Raw genomic sequence first — 24,591 nt, 5'->3', positions numbered from 1 at the left:
AACATCGGCATAAACCCTGTCCGACATTGAATAACCGCGCCGACCTGCGCAGGATGCGAGGAACGACACAAGGATGCATCCCATGACGCGCCCTCTCCTGACCGTGGCCCTGCTTCTCGCCCTTGGCGGGCCGGCTTCCGCCGATTGCTTCGCCGACTACAAGGCCAAGCAGGACGACCCGCTCCGCTTGCACTATGGCGTGGCACAGGTGAGCGACTCGGCCTGTGCCAATGGCAAGGCCGAGGCCGAGGCCGAACTTTCCCCCCGCCTTGCCGCAGGGGGCTGGACACTGTTGAACGTGCTTTCGGTTTTCGGACCCGAAGGCCTCGGGGAAAGGAAAGCGAGTGCAGGAGACTACTTCCTCCGCTACTGAAAGCTTGCGCGCGGGCAACCGTGTCGTGGCCTTCGGCATCATCGCCATCGTGCTGATCCTGCTCGGCGCGGCGGTCTTCCTGTTCATCAGCCTGCCCGACGCCAACGCCTTCAACGCCCGCGTCGAACGGCTTTTCGTCGAAAACAACGACCTGACGACCTATGCCGACATCAAACTTCTGGAAATCCTTGCCCAGTCCGGCACGGCCTTTTCCGAGGTTCTGGCCAGCTACCGCATGGTCATGTTCGTGCTTCTCGCCTTTTCCACCGCCCTGCTGCTTGCCGCTCTGGTCTTTCTTGTGACCATCATCGCGCTGAACCGCCGCATCTCGGCCATCCAGCGGTCGGGGATTCAGGTGGCAAGCCTTCTCATCAGCCGCGAGGGGCGGGCCGTCTACATCAACGACATGGAGTTCTCGCTTACCGAAGCCGCGCTCGAAACCATGGCCGTTCTGGCCGAGGCGCGGATGGACGACGAGGTTCTGACCGGCGCGCAGATCGAGGCCGTCATCTCGGGCCGGAACGAGGCCGACTGCGACGAAGCCGCAGGCGCCACCCGCATCAAGCGCCTGCGCGATGCCTTGGGCAACCAGATGGTGTCCGAACTGCTGGTCAAGACCATCGCCCGCCGCGGCTATGTGCTGGCCGTGGGCAAAGACGCGATCCGCATGGTCTGACGCGCGAAATCCTTTGGGGGATTTCGCAATTTTCTTTCAAGAAAATTGCCCTCCCCCACCCGCAGCGCAGGGGCTTGCACAGGGGGGGCTTGGGCCTTAAACACCCCCCCTCTTGTCCTTCTTGCCGCGGGGGGGATTCCGCATGATCCAGACGCCGTTCTACCTGATCGACCGCGCGAAACTTGCCCGCAACATGGCCCTCATGGACCAGCTCCGCCACGGGTCGGGCGCCAAAACCCTGCTCGCGCTCAAATGCTTCGCCACATGGCCGGTCTTTGACCAGATGCGCGACCACATGGATGGCACGACCTCCTCCAGCCTTTACGAGCTGAAGCTCGGTGCCGAGAAATTCGGCAAGGAAACCCACGCCTATTCCGTCGCATGGGCCGACCATGAAATCGCCGAGGCCGTGGGTTACGCCGACAAGATCATCTTCAACTCCATCGGGCAGCTCGAACGCTTCGACAACCAGTCCGCCTCGATCAACCGCGGCCTGCGCCTGAACCCGCGCTTCTCGACCAGCGGCTTCGACCTTGCCGACCCCGCCCGCCCCTTCAGCCGCCTTGGCGAATGGGATGCGGGCAAGATCGAAGGCGTGATGGACCGCATCTCGGGCTTCATGATCCATTACAACTGCGAGAACGCCGACTTCGACCTTTTCGACCGTCAACTCGGCCGGATCGAGGATGAATTCGGCCCCCTCCTGAAACGCCTGAAATGGGTCTCCCTCGGCGGCGGCATCCACTTTACGGGTGACGGCTACCCCATCGACCGCCTCGCCGCCCGCCTCCGCGCCTTTTCCGACCGTTTCGGCGTGCAGGTCTATCTCGAACCGGGCGAAGCCGCGATCACGGGGGCGGCCAGCCTCGAAGTCACCGTCCTCGACACGCTCAACAACGGCAAGGACCTCGCCATCGTCGATGCATCCGTCGAGGCGCATATGCTCGACCTTCTCATCTACCGCATCCCCGCGCGGATCGAGACCTCTGGCCCCCATCCGTGGATGATCTGCGGCAAGTCCTGCCTTGCGGGCGATGTGTTCGGCGAATTCGACTTTGCCAAACCCCTGCAAGTCGGAGACCGCATCTCTATCGCGGATGCAGCCGGTTACACGATGGTCAAGAAAAACTGGTTCAACGGGGTCAGGATGCCCGGCATCGTGGTCAAGGAACTCGACGGTTCCCTGACCCTGGCGCGGGAATTCGGCTACGCCGATTTCATCGGCAATCTTGGCTAATCTTGGTTAAATTGCCCCTCGGGGCACTTCCCTCTGTCCTTGAAGGAGACGGTTCGAAGTGAAACGCAACGTATTGATCATCGGCGCAGGCGGCGTGGCACAGGTCGTGGCGCATAAATGCGCGCAAGCCAACGACCGCTTGGGCGATCTGCACATCGCCAGCCGCACGCTTGCGAAATGCGAAGCGGTGATCGCCTCGGTCCACGAGAAAAAGTCGATGAAGGTTCAGGGCCGGTTCGACGCCCACGCCGTCAACGCGATGGACAGCGCCGAAGTCGCCGCCCTGATCCGCAAGACAGGCGCGCAGATCGTCATCAACGTCGGCTCCTCTTTCGTGAACATGTCGGTCTTGGAGGCCTGCATCGAAACCGGCACCGCCTACATGGACACCGCCATCCACGAAGACCCCAAGAAGATCTGCGAAACCCCGCCGTGGTATGGCAACTACGAATGGCAACGCCGCGACCGCTGCAAGGCTGCGGGCGTCACCGCCATCCTTGGCATCGGCTTCGATCCGGGCGTGGTGAACGCATGGGCGCGGCTGGCTGAAGATGAGTATTTCGACACCATCACCTCGATCGATATCGTCGATATCAACGCGGGCAGCCACGGCAAATACTTCGCCACCAACTTCGACCCCGAAATCAACTTCCGCGAATTCACCGGCACGGTCTATTCGTGGCAAAAGGGCGCCTGGGCCGAAAACAGGATGTTCGAGGTGGGCCAGACATGGACCCTTCCCGTCGTGGGCGACCAGAAAGCCTACCTGACCGGCCATGACGAGGTGCATTCCCTCTCGGCCCGCTACCCCCATGCCGATGTGCGCTTCTGGATGGGTTTCGGCGATCATTACATCAACGTCTTTACCGTCCTAAAGAACCTCGGCCTCCTGTCGGAAAAGCCGGTCAAGACCGCCGAGGGGCTCGAGGTCGTCCCCCTCAAACTCGTCAAAGCCGTCCTTCCCGACCCCGCTTCGCTTGCCCCCACCTACACGGGCAAGACCTGCATCGGTGACGTCATCCGCGGCGTCAAAGATGGGAAAGAGGCCGAGGTCCTGATCTACAACGTGGCCGACCACGCCGAGGCTTACGCCGAAGTCGGCTCGCAAGGCATCAGCTACACCGCAGGCGTCCCCCCCGTCGCCGCCGCCCTTCTGGTGGCCGATGGCACGTGGGACGTGGGCCATATGGCCAATGTCGAAGAGCTTGACCCCAAGCCCTTCATCACCCTCCTGAACGACATGGGCCTGCCCACCCGTATCAAGGACGCGGCAGGGGATCGCTTGGTAAGTTTCTGACGAGGGTGACCCAGTCCCGCTGAACTCGGGCGGATAAGGAAACGCACCGCGTTTCCCCGCCCGCATCGCAACGCCCACCGCAAGGCCGCCTGCCTCAAACACGACAGAGGCCAGCGCCTGCCCCGGCGGGCGAGAAGCGCCCGCCATGGGCGGGGCGGGCGCTGGCCGGTGGCCTTTGGGGCCACCGGCGGAAGGTGGAACCGTCCCGCGTGGCAAAAGCACGCGCCTTTGCCATACCTGCCCTGCTATCGGCGCCGCATCAGAGAAGCGGCAGAAGAAAAGCCCGCCGTCTTGGTGCCGCCAGCCCATCAAAATCCTTAACAGTCCGGTAACCCCACAACACCCGCGTCTGCATAGGGTGTGCATTCAAGTTTGATGAAACCCGTTTGCACCCGTTTTCCTCAACCCGCTGAATCAAAAAAGAAATCCGACCAGCTGGAAGATCGCCCCGAAAGGCTTAACACAGCGTTAAACAGGGGAAAGCGATGCAGCAAAACCCGCCGCGTCACACGACCAGCCGCTCGCCCGCAAACCCCGTGATCCGCGCCGTCACGATCTGCCCTTCCGGCTGATCCGACCCGAATGAAACCTCGGTGAACTGCTCGGTCCGCCCCATGCGCGGCCCCTCCATCAACACCCGATGGACCACGCCCACCTGTGCCGCCAGATGCCGCGCCAGCGCCGCATCTCCCGCCGCCCGCAACCGCGCCGCCCGCTCCTTGACCAGCGGCCCCTTGACCTGCGGCATCCGCGCGGCGGGCGTTCCCTTGCGGGGGGAAAACGGGAAAACATGCAGGAACGTCAGCCCGCACTCCTCGACCAGCTTCAGGGACTGCGCGAACATCTCTTCGGTCTCGGTCGGGAATCCGGCAATGATATCAGCGCCGTAAACCATATCGGGCCGCAGCTTGCGCGCCTCTTCGCAAAAGCGGATCGCATCGTCGCGCAAATGCCGCCGCTTCATCCGCTTCAGGATCATGTCATCCCCCGCCTGAAGCGAAAGGTGCAGATGCGGCATCAAACGCGGCTCGGTGGCAATCGCCCCCATCAACGCCTCGTCCGCCTCGATCGAGTCGATGGAACTGATCCGCAACCGCGCCAGATCGGGCACCAGCCGCAGAATCCGCATCACCAGATCGCCCAGACGCGGCTGCGCGGGCAGGTCCGCCCCCCAGCTCGTCAGGTCCACACCGGTCAACACGACCTCGTTAAAACCCTTGTCCACCAAACGCTTGATCTGCTCGACCACCACCCCGGCGGGCACCGAACGGCTGTTCCCGCGTCCGTAGGGAATGATGCAGAAGGTGCAGCGATGGTCACAGCCGTTCTGCACCTGCACATAGGCCCGGTGCCGCCCGAACCCGTCGATCAGATGCCCCGCCGTCTCGCGCACGGACATGATGTCATCGACCTGAACCCGTTCGGTTTTTCCAATAAGATCAGGGGCTTTCAGGCTGTTCCAGGTCGCCGCCTGCATCTTTTCAGTATTGCCGATCACCCGCGCCACCTCGGGCATGGCGGCAAAGGTCTCAGGCTCGGTCTGCGCCGCGCACCCCGTGACGATGATCGTCGCACCGGGGTTTTCACGGCTCAGCCGCCGGATTTCCTGCTTGGCCTTGCGCACCGCCTCGGCCGTCACGGCGCAGGTGTTCACGACCACCGCATTCTCGACGCCAGCAGCAGCCGACAATTCCTTCATCGCCTCGGTCTCATAGGCGTTCAGGCGGCAGCCAAGGGTGGCAAAGATCGGCGCGCTCATGCGTGCTGCGCCAGAAATTCGGGCGACAGCACACCATCGAACACATGCGCCACGGGTCCGGTCATCCAGACGCCATCGTCCCGCCAGTCGATCTCGAGCGTGCCGCCATCGGCGTCGATCGTCACCCTCCGTCCCGTCAGCCCGCGCAAGGCAGCGGCCACAGCGGTCGCGCAAGCCCCTGATCCACAAGCCAAAGTGATCCCCGCCCCGCGCTCCCACACCCGCAGGCGCAAATGGTCGGGGGCCGTGACGCTGGCAAATTCCACATTGGTCCGCTGCGGGAAAAGCGGGTCATGCTCCCACTTCGGCCCGACACCGGCCAGATCGACCCCCTCGGCATCCGGCACAAAGAACACGCAATGCGGATTGCCCATCCCCACCGCCACCGGGTCGCCCGCCAGCGGCAGATGCAGCGTATCCACGGCCTTTGCCAAGGGCACCTCGGCCCAGTCGCGCTGCGGGTGGCCCATGTTCACCGACACAAGCCCGTCAGCCCGCCGCACCGCATAAAGCGCCCCGCGCTGGGTCAGCAGGCTGACCGCCGCCTTGCCCGACCCGCGCATCACATAGTCCGACACGCAGCGCGTGGCATTGCCGCAGGCCCCCGCACGGCTGCCATCGCTGTTCCAGAAGTCGAGCGTGAAGTCCGCCCCCGCAGCATCGCGAATCTCGGCCAGCTGGTCAAAGCCCACGCCACGGTTCCGGTCGCCCAGCGCCCGCGCCAGGGCAGGCGTCGTCACGCCCGCCGCATCCGGCCCGCGCCCGCGCGAGTCGATCACCACGAAGTCATTGCCAAGCCCATGCATTTTCATGAAGGGCTGGCCGGAAGGGGCCTGAATCTCGGTCATGGGCGCCGATATACGCCTTGGGGGCGGATTTTGCCAGAGGCCCCTGATTTTGCCCTTGACCCCCCCGCCCCTCCCCCTTAATCAGCGCCGCGTGGGGCCGGTAGCTCAGTTGGTAGAGCAGCTGACTTTTAATCAGCGGGTCACAGGTTCGAATCCTGTCCGGCTCACCACTTCATCCTGAAACGATGACGGCGTTGCCCTGCTTTTGCAGGGTTCGCTGTCGTTTCGGGCGGGCTTCACCCGCTCCACATGTCAAACGCAGCGGGCTTTCCGGTGAATCGCCCCCCCTGCGCGGCCAAGGCGACCGGTGCGCCGATCCTGATCGCGGGCCGTAACAATTTCTTTGCCCCTCCCCCGTCGGGCAGGGCATTGCCACCGGTCGGGCCGGAACACGCGGGGGCCGCATATGGCGCGGCTGATGCTTGCCAAAATCACGCACCGGTGCATGAATGGCGGCCAATTGGGGTCGGGATGGTGCGATGGGTCTGCTTTTCGGTGTCGGAACCATGCTGGTGGCGCTGGTCTTTGTGGTCCGGCTGGTTCCCAAGCTCTTCGGCCTTGCGCTCTGGCTCGGGTCGGCAGGGGCAAGCGCGGGGGCCGCGTTCTTTCTGATCTACCTTTACGCCAAGGGCTCTTTCTGATGGACGCTTCCCGTCGTCTGTTCGACACCGCGCAGGGCTTCCGCTTCATCTTGCCGCCGCTTGCGATGATCTATCTGGTCACGCAGATCACGGGTGCGCGCAAGGTTCTGGAACAGGGCGACCGGCTTTCCACCGACGATGCGATGCGTCTGGTCGAGGTGCGCGACCTGCTGGGCGGCCAGCCGTGGTATGATCTTTTCCAGCACCGCGTCCTGCCGCCCGAAGGGCTGTCGATGCATTGGTCACGCTATATCGACGCGCCCATGGCGGCGATCATGGCGGCGCTTGACCCGCTTGTCGGCGCAGATATGGCAGCGCGCTGGGTTGCGGTGATCTGGCCGCTTTCGCTGGGCGTCCTGTTCATGGTGCTGACGGCGCGATTGACCGCGCGGCTTTTCGGCTATCTCGCCGCAACGATTGCCCTTTTGGGTTTCATGACGATTACCGTCCTGTTCAACGGCGGCTTCGGCGCCGGGGCGACCGACCACCATGCGGTGCAGATCATCCTGATGCTGCTGCTCTGCGGGTCGCTCGTCCTGCCCGACCACGCGCTGCGCAGGGGAATTGCCGGTGGTCTGGCGGCCGCCCTGTCGCTGGCCATCGGGCTCGAGATGATCCTGTTCATCGCGGTGGCGGGCCTTGTGCTGGTCCTGTCGCACGCCCTGTGCAAACCCGAGGCCGACAAGCGGCTGCTCGGGTTTTCGGCGGCGCTGGCGGTGGCGGTGCCCTTGCTGATGGCGGGCCAGCTCGATCCGGCGCTGTGGTCTGTGCCTGTCTGCGACGCGATTTCGCCGCCGCTGGTCGCCCTGACCACCGCTGCATTTGCCGCATCGGCCATCGCCATCGGGGCGGGGCGCTATCTGGCAAGGCCTGCCCTGCGCCTGTTGCTGCTGCTGCCCCTTGGCGCGGCCGTCGCGCTGGCGCTGCTGCCATCGCTGCAACCCTGCCTAGCCGGTCCCTACACGGCCCTGTCGCCCGAGGTGCAGCGGACCGTTCTGGCGCGGGTGCAGGAGATCAAACCCGCCCTCTACTACCTGATCAACGACGGAGCGCGCTCGATCGCGCTGTTCTACCCCTTTTACGTCATCACCCTGCTTTACGGCGCGATGGTGATCGCCCGTCGCGGCGAGGGGCTTGTGATCCTCGGGTTTCTGGCGCTCGGGGCGGTGCTGTCCTTCTGGCAAACCCGCATGGGAACGATGGCGCTTCCCGTCATCGCCATGGCCTTCGGGGCAGCCTGCGCTTGGGCCATCAACCACGGTCGCACAGCGCTACGCGCCGCAGGGCTTGGCGTTTTCGCCTTTGTCGGCCTGTCAGGGCCAATCGCCGCCGCCTTCGTCACCCTGACGTGGAGCGGTTCCGGCCCCGCCGAAGGGCAGGTCGCGCTGGGTGACCGCTGCAACACCATCGACCAGGTGAAGCGCCTTGCAGAGGTTCCGGCGGGCATCATCTTCAATCCGCTGAACTTCGGCCCGATGCTGCTGCTTGCGACACCCCATTCCGTCACCTCGGCCCCCTATCACCGCAGCGCCGATGCCTTTGCCAATGGCATCCTGCCGTTCGAGGGCGACGAAGCCGGATTGCGCGCCGCCATCGACCGCACAAGGGCCGACTACCTTTTGTTCTGCGCGGGCGATGTTTACGGCCCCGAAACCAGCATCGGAACCGAACTGTCCAAGGGTGGCTTGCGCCCGTGGCTGGCCGAAGTGCCGCTAGAGGGGTCCAAACTTCGCCTGCTCAGGGTGCTGCGTTGAAGCTGGTCAGCTATAACATCCAATACGGTTTCGGCAGCGATGGCCGTTACGACCTGTCGCGCGTGGCCGATGTGATCCGCGAAGCCGACATCATCTGTCTGCAAGAGGTCGAACGCCACTGGACCCGCACGGGCATGGACGACCAGCCCGCCCTGCTGGCCGACCGGCTGCCCGGCCACCATTGGGTCTATGGCCCCGCCTTTGACATGGACGCTTCCGAAACCCGCGCGGGCCGCGTGATCCACCGTCGCCGCCAGTTCGGCACGATGATCCTGTCGCGCCTGCCGATCCGGTGGTCGCGCCTTTGGCCCCTGCCCAAGCGGCGGATGCTAGACCCGTTGAACACGCAGAACGCCGCACTCGAGGCGATGGTTCAGACCCCGCGCGGCCCGCTGCGCCTGATGTCGCTGCATCTGGCCCATGTCGGCGTGGATGAACGGCTGGAGCAACTCGATTTCCTGCTCGCCCAACATGCCCGCGCCCCCTTCGAGGGCGGGCCGTGGAGCGGGACAGACGATGAACCCGCCCGCAACTGGACCGAAGGTCAGGCCGAACCCGCCTGCCCCGCCAGCGCGATCTGGATGGGTGATTTCAATTCCGAACCCCACAGCGCCGAATACCGCCGGATCGTCGGGGAAACCCCCTACCATCCCGGCGCGCGCTATGCCGACGGTTTCGTCGATGCCGTCGCGGCGGCGGGCCAGACCCCCGGCAGCCTGCACACGCATGAAAAGACCATCGCGGGCAAGCTGCGCCTGCGCCAACTCGACCATTGTTTCGTGACGCCCGACCTTGCGCCCTTGGTGCGCAGCGTCGCGGTCGACACGGGCTGCGCCGCATCCGACCACTTTCCCCTGACCGTGGAAATCGACCTTTAGGCCCTGCGGATCGTGTCGCCCGCCTGTAGCGTCGGAAAGAGTTCGATCACCTCGCCCCCGATGGTGCCTGCGTGCTTTCCGGCGATGATCTCGGCCGCCCTGCGACCGATCTCAAGCCTACAGGCGTCCATCGTGGCCAGACGGCGGGGCAAACCGTCAAGCAGTTCAACCCCGTTGAACCCCGCAAGCCCGATCTTGCCGGGAACGTCGATACCCTGTGCCAGACAGTAAAGCAGCCCGCCTGCGCCGATCATGTCATTGGAATAATACAGGAAATCAATGTCGGGCGAGCGTTTCAGAACCGCTTCCGTCATCTCGCGCCCTTTCAGCAGCGCCGATCCGCCGGAATAGAATTCCTGATCCGCAAGCGTCAGCCCCGCCTTGGCCAAGGCCTCCTCGAACCCTTGCAGGCGTTTGCGGGCGCGGTGGTCATGCGGCATCATCGTGCCCAGAAAGGCGATGCGCCGATAACCCGATGCGATGATCGCCTCGGCCATCTGCCGCCCCGCGCGGCGGTGCGAGATGCCGACCGCGCTGTCCACCGCCTCGCCATCGATATCCATGATCTCGACGATCGGAATCCCCGCCTGCGCCAACATGGCCCGCGCCGCTTCGGTATGTTCCAGCCCGGCCACGATCATCCCCGAAGGCCGCCATGACAGCATCTCGTAGATCACCGTTTCTTCCCGCTCGGGTGAATAGTTCGTCACCCCGACCACGGGTTGCAGGCCGGTGTCTTCCAGCGTCTCGGAAATGCCCGCCAGAACCTCGGGGAACACCATGTTCGACAGCGACGGGATCACCACACCGACCAGATTGACCCGCTGCGAGGCCAAGGCCCCCGCGATCTTGTTCGGCACGTAGCCAAGGCTGCGCGCGGCTTCCAGAACCCTCTCGCGCGTGGCTACCGACACATCGCCGCGATTGCGCAACACGCGGCTTACCGTCATTTCACTGACCCCCGACGCTTCCGACACGTCCCGCAAGGTCAGCGTGCGTCTCGGGTCGTGAACGGGGGGTTTGGTCACGGGCAATATCCTGCTGAAGCGGCGCACTCCCATTGTTAGCGCCAAACTTCACCCTTGTCCAAGCCCCGCGAATGCGCTATGTTACCGCTAACAGCCGTATGGCTGACGGTATCCTGCGCGTCCTGCAAGCTCTCAACCCAGACGCAACGGACCACGGGGGGAGTGGTGGGCCAAATTCACTCCCCCTATCTTCCCCTCACTTGCCCCGACAGACGGTTGCAGAACGCGCGGTTTCGCAGCATTAAGGGCGTCGTGGCCCCGTAGCTCAACGGATAGAGCGTCCCCCTCCTAAGGGGAAGGTTGCAGGTTCAAGTCCTGCCGGGGTCGCCACCTGCCACAGTTTCGCCACAACTCTGGCCTGCAATTTCCGCAATTCCCTCGCTTCATAAGGGTTAACCGATTCCGGGGAACCAGATGAGCCTCTCGAGAAGCATTGTCTCTGACGACACGCCGCGCAATGCTTATGCGGCCGAACGCATGGGCCTTATCGGCCGCAGCGTCGAAAGCAGCAACATCGCGCGCAATGCGCGGATCCTTGCCGCGATCGCCTTTGTCGCCGTGAATGCGATGATCCTCGGCTCGCTGTCGCCCGAAGCGATGGCCGCCACAGAGAATGTGACCTCCATCTACCAGAACCTTGGCGCGAAAAACTGAGTCCTGTCGAGCAGGGTCACGGGGGGCAGGCATCGCCTGCCCCTTTGTCATTCAGAAGTCGAGGTTTTCGACATTCAGCGCGTTCTGCTGGATGAACTCGCGCCGCGGTTCGACCACGTCACCCATCAGCTTGGTAAAGATGTCGTCGGCTTCGGCCATATCGTCGATCTTGACCTGCAACAGGGTGCGGGCATCGGGGTCGAGCGTGGTTTCCCAAAGCTGCTCGGGGTTCATCTCGCCCAAGCCCTTGTAGCGCTGCAAGGACAGGCCTTTCTCACCCTCGGCCAGAATGGCGCGCAGCAGGTCCATGGGGCCGTAGATCGTCTGCTCGCGGTCCTTGCGCACCAGCCTGCCGGGATCGCGGTAATATTCGCGCTGCTGGCTGGCGACCGTCGACAAACGCCGCGCCTCGCCCGAGCGCAGGACCGCGCCGTCCAGCGTGCGCAATTCCTCGACCCCGCGCAGAACGCGGCTCAGGCGGATGCCGTGATCCTGCGTGATCCGGCCCACCCAGCCCTTTTCATATTCGGCCGCGACCTGATCAAGCCGTTTGGCCACCAGATCGGCCACCGCCTGCAAATCGACATCGGCGCGGCCCGTCTCGAACGCGCCGGCAATCGCGGCCTGTTCAAGGATGTTCTTGGGGTAATGCGTCGGAAAGGCATCGAGCACGCGGCGGAACTGGCGCGCGCCTTCCAGAACGCGGGCAAGGTCGTTTCCGGCGATCTCTTGGCCGTCGCTCAACCGCAGCACCGCGCCTTCGATGCCCATCTCGACCAGATAATCTTCAAGCGCGGCCTGATCCTTGAGGTAAACCTCGGACTTGCCGCGCGCGACTTTGTAAAGCGGCGGCTGCGCGATGTAGAGATAGCCGCCTTCGATGATTTCGGGCATCTGCCGGAAGAAGAAGGTCAGCAGAAGCGTCCGGATATGCGCGCCATCGACATCGGCGTCGGTCATGATGACGATCTTGTGGTAGCGCAGTTTCTTCACATCGAATTCGTCGCGCCCGATGCCGGTGCCCATCGCGGTGATGAGCGTGCCGATCTCCTGGCTGCCCAGCATCCGGTCGAAGCGCGCGCGCTCCACGTTCAGGATCTTGCCGCGCAACGGCAGCACCGCCTGATTGGCGCGGCTGCGGCCCTGCTTGGCCGATCCGCCCGCCGAATCCCCTTCGACAAGGAACAGCTCGGATTTCGCGGGATCGCGTTCCTGACAGTCGGCCAGCTTGCCCGGCAGGCTTGCCACATCGAGCGCCGTCTTGCGCCGCGTCAGGTCACGCGCCTTGCGCGCCGCCTCGCGCGCCAGCGCCGCCTCGATGATCTTGCCGACGATGATCTTGGCGTTGGCCGGGTTCTCTTCGAACCATTCCGCCAGCTTTTCGTTCACCAGGTTCTCGACCGCGGGGCGGACTTCGGAACTTACCAGCTTGTCCTTGGTCTGGCTGGAAAACTTCGGGTCCGGCACCTTGACCGACAGCACGCAGGTCAGCCCTTCGCGCGCGTCGTCACCGGTGAAATCGACCTTTTCCTTTTTCGCGATGCCCGAGGACTGCGCGTAATTGTTGATCGTCCGTGTCAGCGCGCCGCGAAAGCCCGCCATATGCGTGCCGCCATCGCGCTGCGGGATGTTGTTGGTAAAGGGCAGCACATTCTCGTGGTAGCTGTCGTTCCACCACATCGCGACCTCGACCCCGATGCCGCCGCGTTCGCCCACCATGTAGATCGGCTCGGGCATGATCGAAGATTTGGACCGGTCGAGGTATTTCACATATTCGCGCACGCCGCCTTCGTAGAACAGCTCGGTCCGCAGCGGCTCGGCGGGGCGTTCATCTTCGACGATGATCCGCACGCCGGAATTCAGGAAAGCCAACTCGCGCAGGCGGTTTTCCAGCGTCTTGAACTGGTAGTCGAGGTTGCTGAACGTCCCCTCGGGGATGTTCGACTTGGCCGATGCCAGAAACCGCACCTCGGTTCCGCGCATACCGGGCGCGGGGCCGACCTCGTGGACATGCACGACGCATTCGCCATGCTCGAACCGCGCGCGGTATTCGGTGTCGTTGCGCCAGACCGTCAGCTCAAGCCATTCCGAAAGCGCGTTGACGACCGACACGCCCACGCCGTGCAGACCGCCCGACACCTTGTAGGCATTTCCGCCCTCGTCGGTGTTGTTGAACTTACCGCCCGCGTGCAGCTGGGTCATGATGACCTCGGCCGCCGAAACGCCCTCTTCCTGATGGATGTCCACCGGAATCCCGCGCCCGTTGTCGCGCACGGAAACCGAGCTGTCGGCGTGTATCTTCACGCTCACCGCGGTGGCGTGACCGGCCAGGGCCTCGTCGATGCCGTTGTCCACGACCTCGTAGACCATATGGTGCAGACCCGACCCGTCGTCGGTGTCACCGATATACATGCCGGGCCGCTTGCGAACGGCCTCCAACCCCTTGAGAACCTTGATGGAATCGGCGCCGTATTCGGCAACCTTCTTGGCGGCTTCAGCCATGCGTTCCAGACCCTTGAATTTGTCTCGGGTTTATACCGCCCTTAGCGGGGAATGTCACGCACGGGCCACAAGATATTGGGTCACAGGAAGGGAATCACCAGCCCGACGCAGACCAGCAGGACACCCGATCCGACATTCAGTTTCCGCACGCTTTCGGGGCTGGAAAGAACCCGCCGCGCACGGTCTAGAAACAGCGCGAGGCACAGGTTTCCGGCCATCGGAACAAAGGCCGAAATCGCGATGATCGCCCCCGTATCGGCCCATGTCAGCCGCCCCAGATCGAAGAACCCCGGCAACGCCCCCATGTAGAACAGGATGGCCTTGGGGTTGCCGATCACCGCCGCCACACCGACGGTAAAGCCCGCCAGCATTCCGGGCCGTGTCAGGCGGCTGTCGGCGTTCAGCGTGGCCGCCGGCTTGCGGATCAGCATGATCCCCATGAACAGGAACACCCCCGCCGCGACCCAGCGCAAGAGCGACAGGAAATCGCCGTAGACACCCTCGATCCATGTCAGCCCCAGCACCGCCGCCAGCGGCCAGATCAGATCGCCCAGCGCCACGCCGACAGCCAAGGGCCATGCCGCCGCGAACCCGCCCGAAAGCGCCCGCGCGGTCAGCGCCACCCAGACAGGGCCGGGCACGACCCAAAGCGCCGCCATGCCGCAGGCATATAGAAACAACTGGTATGCGGTAACGTTCATTCACGCCTCGGGCAAAGTCAGCGAGCCATCCTCGGCCAATGGCCAGAAGGGGTTCATCGCCACCTCCCATACATGACCGTCGGGGTCGGCCCAATAGCCGGAGTATCCACCCCAGAACACTTTCGCAGGCGGCTTCAGCGCGGTGCCGCCCGCCGCAAGTGCAGCGGCATAGGCGGCATCCACCGCGGCCTCGGTCGGAAAGTTCTGCGCCAGCGTCATGGCCCCCGTGCCAAGCGCGGCCCCGGCCCGCCCCTGATCCTTGGCCAGATCGTCGCGCCCGAACAGCGCCAAAGCCATTCCGTTCATCTGGTAAAAGGCGACACCCTCGGTCGCGCCATGCTCGCGCCAGCCCAGCCGCGCGTAAAAGGCCCGCGCCGCCGCCAGATCGGCCACGCCCAGCGTGACCAGCGTCACCCGTTGCGGCGTCATGCCCGCACCTCCGATGCCCCGCCATGCTCTTGCACGACTATATGCTGCGCCCTGTCGCCCAATGTGTCGAACAGACCGGGTTCCGTTCCTGTCATGATCGCCTGCGCCCCCAAGGCGCAGATCTCGTCATAAAGCGCCGCCCGCCGCGACTGGTCCAGATGCGCGGCCACCTCGTCAAGCAGCAGGATCGGCGCGGCCCCGATCTCGGCCGCCAAGGCCCGCGCATTGGACAGGATCAGGCTGATGAGCAGCGCCTTTTGCTCTCCGGTCGAACATTGCGCCGCCGCCACGCCCTTGGCGGTATAGACCGCCTGCAAATCCGCCCGATGCGGGCCGACCAGCGTGCGCCCCGCCGCCATGTCGCGCCGACGCCCCTCGGCCAGTGCCGCGCCAAGGTCTTCCGGCTCGGCCTCGCCCTCGGGGCCTGTCAGTGCCAGCCCGGCGCTTGGAAAGGCCGTCTCGGCCCCCTCTTGCGCCGCCGCGATCAGCGCAAGGGCAGCCCTGCGGTTGGCCGTCATCTGCGCGCCGCTGGTGGCCATCTGCCCCTCGAGCGCCGCATACCAATGCGCATCGCCGACCATGTCCTTGAGCAGCCTGTTCCGGTCGCGCATCGCCTTGTCATAGGCAAGCACCGCGTCCGCATGGTCTGGAAAGAAGCTCAGCACCATCCGGTCGAGAAACCGCCGCCGCCCCTCGGCCGCCTCGATCCACAGCCGGTCCATCGCCGGCACCAGCCACAGCACCCGCAAGATACGCCCCAGCGCCACCTGCGGCGCGGCCTTGCCGTCGATCCGCACCACCCGCGCCTCGGCCCCTTCGGCAAAGGTCTCAAGCTCGTGGAGCCCGCCGATCCCCTGCACCTCGGCCCTGATCTTCCAGCCCAGCGCCTCGGGCCGCCGCGCCAGTTCCTCGGCCCCGGCCCGCCGCAAACCGCGCCCCGGCGACAGCAGCGACACGGCTTCAAGGATATTGGTCTTTCCCGCCCCGTTCGCCCCCGAAATCGCCACGGGCCGCCCGTCCCAGACGAACCGCCCCGCCCGATGGCTGCGGAAATGCGAAAGCGTCAGGCCCGAAATCATCAAGCCCCGCACCTTCGCCTCCATCTTCTGTCTTGAAACATCCTCGGGGGCGCGGGGGGCAAGCCCCCCGCTGCGACGCGTCAAACGCGCATCGGCATGACGACATAGACCGCGCTCAGGTCATTGCCTTCGCGCATCAGGGTCGGATCGCCCGACGAGTTGAACAGGAACACCGCGTTCTCGCGGTCAACCTGGCTGGCGATTTCCAGCAGGTATTTCGCGTTGAACCCGATCTCGAGCCGTTCGTCGGCATAGGCCACGGCAAGCTCTTCCTCGGCCGCGCCACTGTCGGGCGCATTGACCGACAGGACCAGACGGTCCTCGTCGAGCGACAGCTTCACCGCGCGCGAGCGTTCCGAGGACACGGTCGCCACGCGATCAACCGCCTTGGCGAATTCGCTCGCATCCACTTCCAGACGCCGCGTGTTGCCCGTGGGAATGACGCGGGTGTAATCGGGGAAGGTTCCGTCGATGACCTTCGAGGTCAGCGTGATCGCCGGCGTGGCAAAGCGCACCTTGGTTTCCGACACCGACACGGCAATCGTCGCGTCATCGTCATCCAGCAGCTTGCGCAATTCGCCCACCGTCTTGCGCGGCACGATCACGCCGGGCATGGCCTGCGCCCCGTCCGGCAACGGTGCGTCGATCCGCGCCAGACGGTGACCGTCGGTCGCCACGCAGCGCAGCACGGGGCCGCTTTCGGCGGTCGAGGTGTGCATATAGACGCCATTCAGGTAATAGCGCGTCTCTTCGGTCGAGATGGCAAATTTCGCCTTGTCGAACAGCCGCCGCAGCACCGGCGCGGGGGCCGAGAAATTCGTGGCGTATTCCGACGTCGCCATGACCGGAAAATCTTCCTTGGGCAGCGTGGCAAGGCTAAAGGTCGACCGCCCCGCCGTGATCGTCAACCGCCCCGTGGCGCCATCCTCGGTCAGGTTCACCAGCGCGCCATCGGGCAGTTTGCGCACGATTTCATGCAGCATCACCGCCGACACCGTCGTCGCCCCCGCGCGTTCCACCATCGCAGGCGCGCGGTCCACCACCTCGATATCCAGATCGGTCGCCCGCAAGCTGACCTGATTGCCCTCGGCCTCGATCAGCACGTTGGCAAGGATCGGAATGGTATTGCGCCTCTCGACAACGGATTGCGCCTGAGCCAACGCCTTCAGAAGCGTGCCGCGTTCGATCGAGAGTTTCATGCAAACCACCCCATGCTCTTGCCCCGTTCGGGGAAGGCAAAACTAGCCGTTTTCAGCGGCTTCACAAGAGTTTTGACGAAGTTTCACGCCAAGGCGCGAGTGTTTTGCAACAACCCCGCGCCTTTGGCCCGTTTCAGCCCTGAAGCTGGCGCCGCAACATCTGAAGATCGTCCGACATCTGGCTGTCTGTCGCCATCAGCTCTTCGATCTTGCGCACCCCGTGCATGATGGTGGTGTGATCGCGTCCGCCAAAGCGCCGCCCGATTTCCGGCAGGCTGCGCGGGGTCAGTTGCTTGGCCAGATACATGGCGATCTGCCGCGGCCGCGCGATGTTGCGCACCCGCTTCGGGCCGATCATGTCCGACAGGCGGATGTTGTAATGCTCGGCAACCTTGCGCTGGATTTCCTCGATCGTCAGCTTGCGATCCGAAGCCCGCAGGATATCGGCCAGACAGTCCTGCGCCAGTTCAAGCGAGATCTCGCGTCCGACCAGCGAGGCAAAGGCGAAAAGCCGCGTCAGCGCCCCTTCGAGAACGCGGACGTTGGTGGTGATGCGATGGGCAAGGAATTCCAGCACCCCGTCCGCAATCACCAGCCCGCTGTATTGCTGGCGGTAAAGCTCGACCTTCTGTTGCAGGATGCCTAGACGCAGTTCGTAATCGGTGGGGTGCAGGTCCACGACCAGCCCGCATTGCAGGCGCGATTTGATCCGGTCTTCAAGGTCCTTGATCTCGCCCGGCGCGCGGTCTGCCGAAATCACGATCTGCTTGTTCTGGTCCACCAGCGCGTTGAACGTGTGGAAGAATTCTTCCTGCGTCGAATCCTTGCCGGCGATGAATTGCACGTCATCGACCATCAGCACATCGACCGAACGGAAGATTTCCTTGAAATCCATGACCTGACGCTCGCGCAGGGCTTGCACGAAACGATACATGAACTGCTCCGCCGAGAGGTAAAGCACCCGCAGATGCGGCTGGCGGGTCTGCAATTCATGCGCGATGGCATGCATCAGGTGCGTCTTGCCAAGGCCCACGCCGCCATAAAGGAACAGCGGGTTGAAGGTGACCGGCCCGCCTTCGGCCACGCGGCGGGCGGCGGCATGGGCCAGCTCGTTCGGTTTGCCGACGACGAAGCTGTCAAAGGTAAAGCGCGAATCAAGCGGCGCACCCGGCATCTCTTCGGTTTCCGCGCGCGGCTTGGCGGTCGCCCGGGCCGTGGCGGGCTTTGCGGCCGAAACCGCTGCTGCGACCGGTGCTGCGGGGGCGGCGGCACGGCCCTGCCCCTTTTGCCCGCGGGCCGACTGGCCCACCGCGAATTCCACCCGATCAACCGACACGCCCGACGTGTTCAACTGCGCCCGGATATGGTCGGCGAAATTGCGCGAGACCCAATCCCCGAAGAACGTCGTCGGCACCTCGAAACGGGCCACCCCCCCGTTCAGGTCGGAAAGTCGAAGCGGCTCGATCCATGTGACATAGTTATTGCGTCCAACCCTTTTGATCAGTTCTTCACGAACCAATCCCCAAGTCTCGTTTGTCATCGTTTCTGACCCGTCCGGATGAAGCGCTTTTAAAACGGGGTTATCCCCTGCGCCCTTTTGTTGTTTGCACCGCTCACACACCCCAAAACGCTCCGGATCGGGCAGCGGGGGATATCCCGCACTAGACAACAGATCGGACACCGTGCGCCCCGTCTGCCATCCCCCATGGCAAACACGGCGCGCCGCTATCCGGCACCGAAGCCGGACATTCCAGACCCGAAGGGAATCGGCCCCAAGCCAATCCCGTCAGGCACAGCCATGTGTTCTGCAAGGCGCTGCAGACATCATAACTTACTGATCGCAAACTGTTATTTCGCGGGCTGGTCAAAGCTTGGCAGCACAGCCGACCCGGTCGTTCCAGTCTGCGATCCCGTCATGTCCCCCAAGACGAAGTGAATCGCAGGGTCAAGCTAACAAGCCCGTGAACGCGTCTGCAACCGAACTTCGCGCTTGACAGAAACTTGCTGCAACCGAATCCGGACCCCCGTGCAAAAGCGCCACGCCGCCCTTGGCCGGACCGCGCCCGAGCGGTGCAAAAATGTGGCACAAGACGCCGAAACCGCATCCTGCGGCAAAAAGAAAAGGGCGCACTCCCTGCGGAATGCGCCCCCGATTCTATCGATAAACCCGGTTCAGGCTGCCGGGGTGCCGGTCGCCAGAACCTTCACGCGGTGGGCCAGACGCGAGATCTTGCGCGACACGGTGTTGGCATGCAGGACGCCTTTCGAGACGCCGCGCTGCAGTTCCGGCTGGGCGTTCTTCAGGGCTTCGGCCGCAACCGACGCATCACCCGAAGCAAGCGCCTCTTCGACCTTGCGCAGGAAGGTGCGGATGCGCGAGCGGCGGACTTTGTTGATCGCGTAGCGCGTTTCGGACTGACGGGCGCGCTTTTTGGACTGGGCGGTATTTGCCATCTGGCTTTTTTCCTAGGGTCTGTCGTTACAATCTGGTCGCACGAAAACCCAAAGGCCCCGTCTGAAAAGACGGGAATCATCTTGCCTAAGCGGGCCCACGCGCATGTGCCGTGGCCTTTAGGACAATTGGCAGCGAAAGGAAACAGGAAAATAAGGCCAAAGCGCCCTTAGCGGTCGCGGAACTGCGGCTCGCGCTTTTCAAGGAAGGCGGCCATGCCCTCTTTCTGGTCTTCCGTTGCAAAGAGCGCGTGAAAGACGCGCCGCTCGAACAGCAAGCCTTCGCGCAGGCTGGCTTCCTGCGCGCGGTTGACCGTTTCCTTGATCGCCATCGCGGCAAGCATCGACTTCTGCGCGATCTTGGTCGCGGCCTTGGTGGCTTCGGCCATCAGGTCCTTGACCGGAACCACGCGGCTTACCAGCCCCGCCCGCTCGGCCTCGGCGGCTTCCATGAAGCGGCCTGTCAGGTTCATGTCCATCGCCTTGGCCTTGCCCACTGCGCGGGTCAGGCGCTGCGTGCCGCCCATGCCCGCGCAGATGCCAAGGTTGATCTCGGGTTGCCCGAATTTGGCGGTGTCCGAGGCGATGATGAAATCGCACATCATCGCCAGTTCGCATCCCCCGCCCAGACAATAGCCCGACACGGCGGCGATGACCGGTTTGCGCACCCGTGCAATCGCCTCGGCCTCGGGGCCGAAAAGATCGTCAAAGAACACATCGGTGAAACCCTTGGTCGCCATCTCGCGCACGTCGGCACCGGCGGCAAAGGCCTTTTCCGACCCCGTGACGATGATGCAGCGCACCCGTTCGTTGGCATCGGCGGCGGCAAGGGCGGCGGAAAGCTCTTGCATCAGTTTGGTGTTCAGCGCGTTCAGCGCATCGGGGCGGTTCAGGCGGATCGTGGCAATATAGTCTTCCACCTCGACGATCACGGTCTCATAGGCCATGCGCTCTCTCCCGCCATGTGCTGACTGCGCCATGTCCTAGCAGCAACCCGCCCTTTGGCAAGTCACCTCTGGCAGGTCGGGCAATAGAAGGACGACCGACCCGACTGCACGATCCGCGCGATGACCGACCCGCACCCCGCTGTCAGGCATGGCGCGCCTTCGCGCCCGTAGACCTGAAAACTGTGCTGGAAATAGCCAAGCTCGCCATCCGCCTGCCGATAATCGCGCAGCGAGGATCCGCCCGCCGTGATCGCCTCGGCCAGCACGTCGCGGATGATCGGCACCAGCCCCGCCACCTGCGCCCGCTTCAACGCCCCTGCCTTGGTCGCGGGGTGGATGCGCGCGCGGTACAGCGTTTCGCAGACATAGATATTGCCAAGCCCCGCGATCAGCCGCTGGTCGAGCAGCGCCGATTTGACCGGCGTGTTCTTTCCCTTCAGCCTTTCGACCAGATAGCTTTCGTCGAACCCGTTGCCCAAAGGTTCCGGCCCCAGACCGGCCAGCAGCATATGCGCCTCGGCCCCTTCGGTCGGCATCAGGTCCATCGCCCCGAAGCGCCGCGCGTCGTTGAACGTCACCCGCGCCCCGCCCTCCATGTCAAAGACCACATGGTCATGCTTTTCCGGCGCGGGGTGGTGGTGATGCCATTCGCCAAGGGTTTCGCGCTGCTCGTCCCGCTCGCTTGCATCAGGGGGCAGGGAAACGGGGGGCGGGGAAATCAGCATCCGCCCCGACATCCCCAGATGCACCAGCAGCGTTTCGCCCGTCGACAGATCGGCCAGAATGTATTTCGACCGCCGCCGCAGGGCCAGCACCCGCGCGCCGGTCAGCCGGTCTGCCATCCGTTCCGGAAAGGGCCAGCGCAGATCGGCGCGGTTCACCTGCGCGCGTTCGATCACCCGCCCCTCCATCACCGGAACAAGCCCGCGACGCACGGTTTCGACCTCTGGCAGTTCAGGCATGGCATCCTACAGTCATCGGGGCTTTGGACATTGGGGCGCATTGCAGCGACGGGTTACCGCCCTATAAGGAAGGGGCGAAGCAAGGAACGGCAAGAGCAGATGAGCGACGACAGCACCAAGGGCACAACCCACTTCGGTTTCCAGACCGTGGCCGAAGGCGAAAAGGCCGGAATGGTGCATGGAGTCTTTACCCGCGTCGCCAGCCGCTACGACATCATGAACGACCTGATGTCGGGCGGCGTCCACCGCCTGTGGAAAGATGCGATGATGGACTGGCTTGCCCCGCGCCCCGGACAGCGCTTGCTCGATGTGGCGGGCGGCACGGGCGACGTGGCCTTCCGCTTCCTCAAACGCGCGCCGGGGTCCAGCGCGGTCGTCCTCGACATGACCGAATCCATGCTGGTCGAAGGCCGCAAACGGGCCGAGGCGGAACGTCAGGCCGAACGCCTCGATTGGGTCGTGGGCGATGCGATGGCGCTGCCGCTGCCCGCGAACAGCTTTGATGTCTATACGATCAGCTTCGGCATCCGGAACGTGACCCGCATCCCCGATGCCCTGCGCGAGGCCTATCGCGTGCTGAAACCGGGCGGGCGCCTGATGGTGCTGGAATTCAGCCATATCCCCAATGCGATGATGCAAAAGGCCTATGACCTTTATTCCTTCAACGTCATTCCCGTCATGGGCCAGATCGTGGCGAATGACCGCGACAGCTACCAATACCTCGTCGAATCCATCCGCAAGTTTCCCGATCAGGAAACCTTTGCCGGAATGATCCGGCAGGCGGGCTTCGGCAACGTCAAATACCGCAATCTGACGATGGGTGTCGCAGCCCTCCATTCCGGCTGGAAGCTCTGATGCGCGGTCCGCACAATATCTGGCGTCTCATCCGCACCGGCGCCACGCTGGAACGCACCGGCGCGATGGAGGTGGTGCTGGAAGCCTTCCGCGCGCCGCCCCGCCTGCGCATTCTGGCGCATCTCCTCGGCTGGCCGTTCAAATGGCTCGGCCTCAAGGGTGACCCGACGCTTCCGCCCGCAACGCGGGCGCTGACGGCGCTTGGCCCGGCCTATATCAAGTTCGGCCAGATCCTTTCGACCCGCCCCGATATCGTGGGCGAGGAACTGGCCGTGCAGCTGAAATACCTGCAAGACAAACTGCCCCCCTTTCCGACCGAAATCGCCAAGGCGATGATCGCGGCGGAACTGGAAGTGCCGGTCGATCAGGTGTTTTCCGAATTCTCCGAACCGGTCGCGGCGGCCTCGATCGCACAGGTCCACCGCGCGCGGATCGCCGAAACCGGCGAAGAGGTTGCGGTCAAGGTGCTTCGCCCCAACATCGAACGCGCCTTCCGCACCGATATCGACGCGTTCTACCTGATCGCCCGCACCATCGAAATCGTCGCCCCCGCCGCGCGCCGCCTGCGCCCGATGGAGGTGATCGCCCATTTCGAAGGCGTGGTGATGGGCGAACTCGACCTGCGGCTTGAATCCTCGGCCGCCGCCGAATTCGCCGCGAACACCGAAAAGGACGAAGGCTTCCGCGTTCCGAAACCCATCTGGTTCCTGTCGGGCAAGACGGTGATGACGCTGGGCTGGGCCGAAGGCTTCGGCATGAACGACAACGCCGCCATCGACGCGGCCGGGCTTGACCGCAAGGTGCTTGCCGCGCGCGTGCTGCACCTGTTCCTCAGCCATGCCCTGCGCGACGGGTATTTCCACGCCGACATGCACCAAGGCAACCTCAAGGTCGGGGCCGATGGCGCGATCATCGCCTATGATTTCGGGATCATGGGGCGCATCGACGAATACACCCGCCGCGTCTACGCCGAAATCCTGATGGGTTTCATCCGCAAGGACTACCGCCGCGTGGCCGAGGTGCATTTCGAAGCCGGTTACGTCCCCGCCGACCGCGACATCGACGAATTCGCCCGCGCCCTGCGCGCTGTGGGCGAGCCGATCTTCGGCATGGACGCCAGCCGCATCTCGATGGCGCGGCTTCTGGCCTATCTTTTCGACGTGACCGAACGCTTCGGCATGCAGACACGGACCGAGCTGATCCTGCTGCAACGCACGATGGTCGTGGTCGAGGGGGTGGCCCGCTCGCTTGATCCGCATATCAACATCTGGCAGGTCGCCCGCCCCGTGGTGGAAAGCTACGTGGCCAAGAACGTCGGTCCCGCCGCCCTGCTGCGCGATCTGGCGCAGACCGCGCGCGTCCTGTCGCGCTTCGGCCCGAAACTGCCGCGTCTGGTCGAGGCCGCCTTGATCGCGCAGGCGGAACCCTCGCGTCCGCTGGTGCCGCCGCGCCGCCGTTCGCGCTGGTATCTCATTCCTCTGGCCGTGGTGATCTTTGCGGCGGGCGTCGGCCTCGGTCACCTGCTCTGAAGCTCGATCCTCAGCGCGTCTTCGTAATCCGCATCGCCCCGCGCCGCCTTCCAGGCGCAATGCGCTGCGATGCGGTGGCGATAGACCGGCATCATCGCCCGCGCGCGCGCCACGACGGCGGGGTCGGGGTAGCTGGCAAGGAAGCCTTCCACCTCGGCCGCTGACAGGACCCTGCCGCTGTAAAGCCAGGTCATGGCAGGCGAAACAAAGGTGCAAAGGTCCTCGGCCGGATCGCCAAGCGCGGGGCATTGCCAGTCGATCAGCAGCGGCCCTTGCGGTGTGGCAAGCACATTCCCCGAAACCGCATCGGCGTGGATCGGCATAGCCGCCACAGGCCCGAGGCCGGGGTCATCCGGCGCATCGGGCAGGGCATGTATCGCCCGCGCATGGGCCAGAACGGCGGCGCTGCCGTTCGGCGCGCTGCGAAAGACGCCCCCGCCCACGCGCGCGCCGTGCAAGACATGCAGCGCCCGCGCCACGGGGGCGGGATCACCGCTCCAGACGGCCCCTTCGGCATGGTCGTATACCAGCCAATCGGCCCCCGCCGCCCGCAGGCGCGGCGCGATGCCAAGCGGTGCGAACAGTTCCAGCGCCCGCGCCTCGGCCGCCGCATCGTTGGGAAACAGGGGCGAGGCCGCATCGGCTTGATACTTCTTGACCGTAAACCCCCCGATCCGCCAAAGCCGGTTCGTGCGCCCCCCTGCCAAGGGCAGCCAGCAGACGCCCTTCAATGCGGGGTCCAGCCGCCATATCGCGGCCTTTGCGGTATAGGGCGCCTGTTCCATCGTCCTG

At 64.3% G+C, this 24,591-nt stretch carries 23 protein-coding genes and 2 tRNA genes; 12 read left to right on the top strand and 13 right to left on the bottom strand.

All coding sequences use genetic code 11. From position 1 onward, the window contains the following. The first annotated feature begins 82 nt into the window (after positions 1-82). The 4 genes from H7F16_RS11430 (at position 83) to H7F16_RS11415 (ending at position 3,583) form a co-directional block, all read left to right on the top strand. Positions 83-373, top strand: coding sequence for a hypothetical protein (locus H7F16_RS11430; protein WP_185797733.1), 291 nt, complete (start codon positions 83-85; stop codon positions 371-373). Continuing rightward, a complete protein-coding gene (locus H7F16_RS11425) occupies positions 345-1,049 on the top strand; it encodes a response regulator transcription factor (RefSeq protein ID WP_185797732.1) in 705 nt (234 codons plus the stop codon). Before H7F16_RS11430 ends, H7F16_RS11425 begins: the two co-directional genes overlap by 29 nt. A 142-nt stretch (positions 1,050-1,191) precedes the next feature. Then, a complete protein-coding gene (locus H7F16_RS11420; RefSeq protein WP_185797731.1) occupies positions 1,192-2,286 on the top strand; it encodes a carboxynorspermidine decarboxylase in 1,095 nt (364 codons plus the stop codon). Between the two features lie 58 nt (positions 2,287-2,344). After that, positions 2,345-3,583: a saccharopine dehydrogenase NADP-binding domain-containing protein gene (locus H7F16_RS11415; protein ID WP_185797730.1), complete on the top strand. Its 1,239-nt coding sequence runs from the start codon at positions 2,345-2,347 to the stop codon at positions 3,581-3,583. 505 nt (positions 3,584-4,088) lie between these two features. On the opposite strand, the gene mtaB is transcribed toward H7F16_RS11415, so the two are convergent. Together mtaB and dapF are read right to left on the bottom strand one after the other, a co-directional pair. Next, on the bottom strand, positions 4,089-5,342 hold the full coding sequence (mtaB, locus tag H7F16_RS11410) for a tRNA (N(6)-L-threonylcarbamoyladenosine(37)-C(2))-methylthiotransferase MtaB (protein WP_185797729.1): 1,254 nt from the start codon (positions 5,340-5,342) through the stop codon (positions 4,089-4,091). Continuing rightward, on the bottom strand, positions 5,339-6,190 hold the full coding sequence (gene dapF, locus H7F16_RS11405) for a diaminopimelate epimerase (protein WP_185797728.1): 852 nt from the start codon (positions 6,188-6,190) through the stop codon (positions 5,339-5,341). The genes mtaB and dapF overlap by 4 nt, the downstream gene beginning before the upstream one ends. A 94-nt stretch (positions 6,191-6,284) precedes the next feature. On the opposite strand from dapF, the gene H7F16_RS11400 reads away from it, so the two are divergent. The 4 genes from H7F16_RS11400 to H7F16_RS11385 all read left to right on the top strand — a co-directional run bounded on the left by H7F16_RS11400 (position 6,285) and on the right by H7F16_RS11385 (position 9,463). After that, positions 6,285-6,360, top strand: a tRNA-Lys gene (locus H7F16_RS11400). Between the two features lie 279 nt (positions 6,361-6,639). Further along, entirely contained in the window at positions 6,640-6,831 is a 192-nt protein-coding gene (locus tag H7F16_RS11395) for a hypothetical protein (RefSeq protein ID WP_185797727.1), read from the top strand. Further along, complete coding sequence (locus H7F16_RS11390; protein ID WP_185797726.1) at positions 6,831-8,585, top strand: hypothetical protein; 1,755 nt, start codon at positions 6,831-6,833, stop codon at positions 8,583-8,585. Before H7F16_RS11395 ends, H7F16_RS11390 begins: the two co-directional genes overlap by 1 nt. Continuing rightward, complete coding sequence (locus H7F16_RS11385) at positions 8,582-9,463, top strand: endonuclease/exonuclease/phosphatase family protein (protein WP_185797725.1); 882 nt, start codon at positions 8,582-8,584, stop codon at positions 9,461-9,463. Before H7F16_RS11390 ends, H7F16_RS11385 begins: the two co-directional genes overlap by 4 nt. Here the strand turns inward: H7F16_RS11385 and H7F16_RS11380 are convergent. After that, entirely contained in the window at positions 9,460-10,524 is a 1,065-nt protein-coding gene (locus H7F16_RS11380) for a LacI family DNA-binding transcriptional regulator (protein ID WP_185797724.1), read from the bottom strand. The two genes, H7F16_RS11385 and H7F16_RS11380, sit on opposite strands and share 4 nt — an antisense overlap. Positions 10,525-10,745: 221 nt before the next feature. On the opposite strand from H7F16_RS11380, the gene H7F16_RS11375 reads away from it, so the two are divergent. Beyond that, a tRNA-Arg gene (locus H7F16_RS11375) sits at positions 10,746-10,821 on the top strand. 84 nt (positions 10,822-10,905) lie between these two features. Further along, positions 10,906-11,145: a hypothetical protein gene (locus H7F16_RS11370; RefSeq protein ID WP_185797723.1), complete on the top strand. Its 240-nt coding sequence runs from the start codon at positions 10,906-10,908 to the stop codon at positions 11,143-11,145. A gap of 51 nt (positions 11,146-11,196) precedes the next feature. Here H7F16_RS11370 and gyrB read toward each other — a convergent pair whose 3' ends face one another. The 9 genes from gyrB to mutM form a co-directional block, all read right to left on the bottom strand. Further along, on the bottom strand, positions 11,197-13,647 hold the full coding sequence (gene gyrB / locus H7F16_RS11365) for a DNA topoisomerase (ATP-hydrolyzing) subunit B (RefSeq protein WP_185797722.1): 2,451 nt from the start codon (positions 13,645-13,647) through the stop codon (positions 11,197-11,199). A gap of 80 nt (positions 13,648-13,727) precedes the next feature. Then, positions 13,728-14,348, bottom strand: coding sequence for a LysE family translocator (locus H7F16_RS11360; RefSeq protein ID WP_185797721.1), 621 nt, complete (start codon positions 14,346-14,348; stop codon positions 13,728-13,730). Continuing rightward, positions 14,349-14,777, bottom strand: a complete 429-nt coding sequence (locus tag H7F16_RS11355) for a VOC family protein (protein WP_185797720.1) — start codon at positions 14,775-14,777, stop codon at positions 14,349-14,351. Continuing rightward, on the bottom strand, positions 14,774-15,868 hold the full coding sequence (gene recF / locus H7F16_RS11350; protein ID WP_185797719.1) for a DNA replication/repair protein RecF: 1,095 nt from the start codon (positions 15,866-15,868) through the stop codon (positions 14,774-14,776). The genes H7F16_RS11355 and recF overlap by 4 nt, the downstream gene beginning before the upstream one ends. Before the next feature lie 68 nt (positions 15,869-15,936). Next, positions 15,937-17,055 (bottom strand): DNA polymerase III subunit beta, encoded by a 1,119-nt coding sequence (gene dnaN, locus H7F16_RS11345; RefSeq protein ID WP_185797718.1) that lies wholly within the window; start codon positions 17,053-17,055, stop codon positions 15,937-15,939. A 133-nt stretch (positions 17,056-17,188) separates the two neighbouring features. Beyond that, the gene (gene dnaA / locus H7F16_RS11340) at positions 17,189-18,595 is read right to left on the bottom strand and encodes a chromosomal replication initiator protein DnaA (protein WP_185797717.1); all 1,407 of its coding nucleotides are present in this window, start codon (positions 18,593-18,595) and stop codon (positions 17,189-17,191) included. Positions 18,596-19,227: 632 nt separating this feature from the next. After that, a complete protein-coding gene (gene rpsT / locus H7F16_RS11335) occupies positions 19,228-19,509 on the bottom strand; it encodes a 30S ribosomal protein S20 (protein ID WP_185797716.1) in 282 nt (93 codons plus the stop codon). A gap of 167 nt (positions 19,510-19,676) precedes the next feature. Further along, positions 19,677-20,453, bottom strand: coding sequence for an enoyl-CoA hydratase (locus H7F16_RS11330; protein WP_185797715.1), 777 nt, complete (start codon positions 20,451-20,453; stop codon positions 19,677-19,679). 62 nt (positions 20,454-20,515) lie between these two features. Next, positions 20,516-21,415, bottom strand: coding sequence for a bifunctional DNA-formamidopyrimidine glycosylase/DNA-(apurinic or apyrimidinic site) lyase (mutM, locus tag H7F16_RS11325; RefSeq protein ID WP_185797714.1), 900 nt, complete (start codon positions 21,413-21,415; stop codon positions 20,516-20,518). A gap of 99 nt (positions 21,416-21,514) precedes the next feature. On the opposite strand from mutM, the gene ubiE reads away from it, so the two are divergent. Both ubiE and ubiB read left to right on the top strand, forming a co-directional pair. Beyond that, entirely contained in the window at positions 21,515-22,270 is a 756-nt protein-coding gene (ubiE, locus tag H7F16_RS11320; protein ID WP_185797713.1) for a bifunctional demethylmenaquinone methyltransferase/2-methoxy-6-polyprenyl-1,4-benzoquinol methylase UbiE, read from the top strand. Beyond that, positions 22,270-23,799 carry a 2-polyprenylphenol 6-hydroxylase gene (gene ubiB / locus H7F16_RS11315; RefSeq protein WP_185797712.1) on the top strand — a complete coding sequence of 510 codons (1,530 nt, stop codon included), beginning with the start codon at positions 22,270-22,272 and terminating at the stop codon, positions 23,797-23,799. Before ubiE ends, ubiB begins: the two co-directional genes overlap by 1 nt. On the opposite strand, the gene H7F16_RS11310 is transcribed toward ubiB, so the two are convergent. Then, a complete protein-coding gene (locus H7F16_RS11310; protein ID WP_185797711.1) occupies positions 23,787-24,584 on the bottom strand; it encodes a phosphotransferase family protein in 798 nt (265 codons plus the stop codon). The genes ubiB and H7F16_RS11310 overlap by 13 nt on opposite strands. Positions 24,585-24,591 lie beyond the last annotated feature (7 nt).

Source organism: Paragemmobacter straminiformis, from assembly GCF_014243445.1.
GTDB classification, from domain to species: domain Bacteria; phylum Pseudomonadota; class Alphaproteobacteria; order Rhodobacterales; family Rhodobacteraceae; genus Paragemmobacter; species Paragemmobacter straminiformis.
The sequence above is the reverse complement of the archived record's forward strand: the minus strand, read 5'-3'. Positions and strand labels throughout refer to the sequence as shown.

Excerpts from the sequence above, each read along its gene's own strand:
- dnaA (WP_185797717.1), bottom strand. The coding sequence starts at position 18,595 with ATGACAAACGAGACTTGGGGATTGGTTCGTGAAGAACTGATCAAAAGG.
- H7F16_RS11380 (WP_185797724.1), bottom strand. The coding sequence starts at position 10,524 with ATGGGAGTGCGCCGCTTCAGCAGGATATTGCCCGTGACCAAACCCCCC.
- rpsT (WP_185797716.1), bottom strand. The coding sequence starts at position 19,509 with ATGGCAAATACCGCCCAGTCCAAAAAGCGCGCCCGTCAGTCCGAAACG.
- H7F16_RS11420 (WP_185797731.1), top strand. The coding sequence starts at position 1,192 with ATGATCCAGACGCCGTTCTACCTGATCGACCGCGCGAAACTTGCCCGC.
- gyrB (WP_185797722.1), bottom strand. The coding sequence starts at position 13,647 with ATGGCTGAAGCCGCCAAGAAGGTTGCCGAATACGGCGCCGATTCCATC.
- ubiB (WP_185797712.1), top strand. The coding sequence starts at position 22,270 with ATGCGCGGTCCGCACAATATCTGGCGTCTCATCCGCACCGGCGCCACG.
- H7F16_RS11355 (WP_185797720.1), bottom strand. The coding sequence starts at position 14,777 with ATGACGCCGCAACGGGTGACGCTGGTCACGCTGGGCGTGGCCGATCTG.
- H7F16_RS11360 (WP_185797721.1), bottom strand. The coding sequence starts at position 14,348 with ATGAACGTTACCGCATACCAGTTGTTTCTATATGCCTGCGGCATGGCG.
- H7F16_RS11370 (WP_185797723.1), top strand. The coding sequence starts at position 10,906 with ATGAGCCTCTCGAGAAGCATTGTCTCTGACGACACGCCGCGCAATGCT.
- mtaB (WP_185797729.1), bottom strand. The coding sequence starts at position 5,342 with ATGAGCGCGCCGATCTTTGCCACCCTTGGCTGCCGCCTGAACGCCTAT.
- dapF (WP_185797728.1), bottom strand. The coding sequence starts at position 6,190 with ATGACCGAGATTCAGGCCCCTTCCGGCCAGCCCTTCATGAAAATGCAT.
- mutM (WP_185797714.1), bottom strand. The coding sequence starts at position 21,415 with ATGCCTGAACTGCCAGAGGTCGAAACCGTGCGTCGCGGGCTTGTTCCG.
- H7F16_RS11330 (WP_185797715.1), bottom strand. The coding sequence starts at position 20,453 with ATGGCCTATGAGACCGTGATCGTCGAGGTGGAAGACTATATTGCCACG.
- dnaN (WP_185797718.1), bottom strand. The coding sequence starts at position 17,055 with ATGAAACTCTCGATCGAACGCGGCACGCTTCTGAAGGCGTTGGCTCAG.
- H7F16_RS11395 (WP_185797727.1), top strand. The coding sequence starts at position 6,640 with ATGGCGGCCAATTGGGGTCGGGATGGTGCGATGGGTCTGCTTTTCGGT.
- H7F16_RS11390 (WP_185797726.1), top strand. The coding sequence starts at position 6,831 with ATGGACGCTTCCCGTCGTCTGTTCGACACCGCGCAGGGCTTCCGCTTC.
- H7F16_RS11430 (WP_185797733.1), top strand. The coding sequence starts at position 83 with ATGACGCGCCCTCTCCTGACCGTGGCCCTGCTTCTCGCCCTTGGCGGG.
- H7F16_RS11310 (WP_185797711.1), bottom strand. The coding sequence starts at position 24,584 with ATGGAACAGGCGCCCTATACCGCAAAGGCCGCGATATGGCGGCTGGAC.
- ubiE (WP_185797713.1), top strand. The coding sequence starts at position 21,515 with ATGAGCGACGACAGCACCAAGGGCACAACCCACTTCGGTTTCCAGACC.